Annotated in this window: 3 protein-coding genes; all 3 read right to left on the bottom strand. The window is 46.3% G+C overall.

The genetic code is table 11. From position 1 onward, the window contains the following. Positions 1-184 (bottom strand): DUF2897 family protein (locus AB4232_RS06000; protein ID WP_372086599.1); only part of this gene is annotated, 184 nt, incomplete at its 3' end. A gap of 8 nt (positions 185-192) precedes the next feature. Next, positions 193-867 (bottom strand): M15 family metallopeptidase, encoded by a 675-nt coding sequence (locus tag AB4232_RS05995; protein ID WP_017103647.1) that lies wholly within the window; start codon positions 865-867, stop codon positions 193-195. Between the two features lie 46 nt (positions 868-913). After that, positions 914-1,925, bottom strand: a 1,012-nt coding sequence (gene dapE, locus AB4232_RS05990) for a succinyl-diaminopimelate desuccinylase (RefSeq protein WP_372086597.1), incomplete at its 5' end; no start/stop codon positions are given.

Raw genomic sequence — 1,925 nt, 5'->3', positions numbered from 1 at the left:
CATCTTTTTGAGCTTTCTCTTGGTTCTGTTTATCCAATTGATTGAGCTTGTCTAAGTCTTTTTCTGTTTTGTTACGACCTGTCAGATCCATATTAGCGGTCTGTTTGAGCGCAGCAATATTACCCACCACAACGCTAACTACGATGATGATGATAACCCAAGGGTTTGTAAGCCACTCTAACATAAGCGCTCCTAATGACTGATATTCGCGACGAAGCGCGCATAGATCTCGTCTAGCTGCTCCGCAATAATTTCATACCCTAATATTGGCTTAGATTGGAGTTGCTTGCCAAGTAAAGTGGGAGATAACTGTGATAAACACAACTGTGAAACTTTACGGTGGCTTATATGCCAAGGTTCTATTGCCACACCACCAAGGTCTTGGCTGTAAGGAAAGAAGAATCCAAACTGAGATGCGTTGGCAGACAGCCATTGGTAAAACACTTGCTGGTGGCCAGTGAGGTATTCCCATGGTTCCAGTTGTAGCTGAGTACCCTCAGGTAAGTGATTGCGAGCAAAGACATCAAAGTCACAACCCCAATGGTGACGACTCGCTCCGGGAAGCGCAGACCACCTAAGAATCGCCGACAACTTTTGATGTTCACTGAGTGTTGAAGCATCAAGTGGTTGGCTTTCTGAGTCTAATATCGGTGCTTCACCAGAAAACTTGCGGTTCCAAATCAGAGATTGCCTTTCATAGTCGCGAAAGCCACTGGCAATCTCCATTTTAAAACCAGCGAGTTGAGCAGCTTCAATCAAGTTGTTCAGTTCATCTTTGACGTCACTGTGGACCAAGAAGGTCTTGGTGCCAATCAGGTTAGGTTCTAGATGAGAATCTGATTGTCCGGTTAGCTGCTCTGGTGTCATAACGTGTCTCTCAATAATTAGATGCTATGAATCGCTGATGAAAAAACTACTTAGCGAACAGGTTCACTAATGTTCTTTCGTACATGTCAGTTAGTTTCTCTAAATCAGCCACTTTCACGCACTCGTTAACCTTGTGAATGGTTGCATTCACAGGGCCTAGTTCTACCACTTGTCCCTTCATGCGCGCGATAAAGCGGCCGTCAGATGTACCACCTGTAGTCAGTAGTGCTGGTTTTACGTCATTAACGTGGCCAACGGCATTAACAATAGCATCAAGCAGTGAGCCTGCGTCGGTTAAGAACGGGTCGCCATTGAATGTCCATTTCAAATCGTATTCGAAATCGTACTTGTCGAGTGTATTTGTGATTCTTTCAACGATGATGTCGTTGTTTAACTCTGTACTAAAGCGAAGGTTAAACTGAACATTAAATTCACCAGGAATCACGTTTGATGCGCCAGTGCCCGCACTTACATTTGGGATCTGGAAGCTGGTTGGTGGGAAATAATCATTACCTTTGTCCCACTCGGTCGTCGCCAATTCATTGATCGCAAGCAGAGAGCTGTGTACCGGGTTGTTCGCAAGGTGAGGGTAGGCAACGTGACCTTGTGTGCCTTTAATCGTTAGATCGCCAGTGATAGAACCACGACGGCCGTTCTTTACGACATCACCTACGTACTCAGTACTTGATGGTTCGCCAACAATACACATGTCGATGTTCTCACCACGAGCCATCAATGCTTCGACAACGCGCACTGTCCCGTTGATGAACGGGCCTTCTTCATCTGACGTGATAAGGAAACCGATTGAGCCTGTGTGATCAGGGTGCTTAGCAATGAACTGTTCTACAGCCACAACCATTGAAGCCAGAGAACCTTTCATATCTGCCGCGCCGCGACCGTGCAGGAAACCATCTATGATAGTCGGTTCGAATGGCTTAGTGTTCCACTGCTCAATTGGGCCTGCAGGTACAACATCAGTGTGACCAGCAAAAGCAAATAGGGGGGCTTCGGTACCACGGCGAGCCCAGAAGTTCGTCGTATCTTCAAATACCATCACT

This window comes from Vibrio sp. 10N.286.46.A8 (assembly GCF_041470165.1).
GTDB lineage: Bacteria > Pseudomonadota > Gammaproteobacteria > Enterobacterales > Vibrionaceae > Vibrio > Vibrio tasmaniensis_A.
The sequence above is the reverse complement of the archived record's forward strand: the minus strand, read 5'-3'. Positions and strand labels throughout refer to the sequence as shown.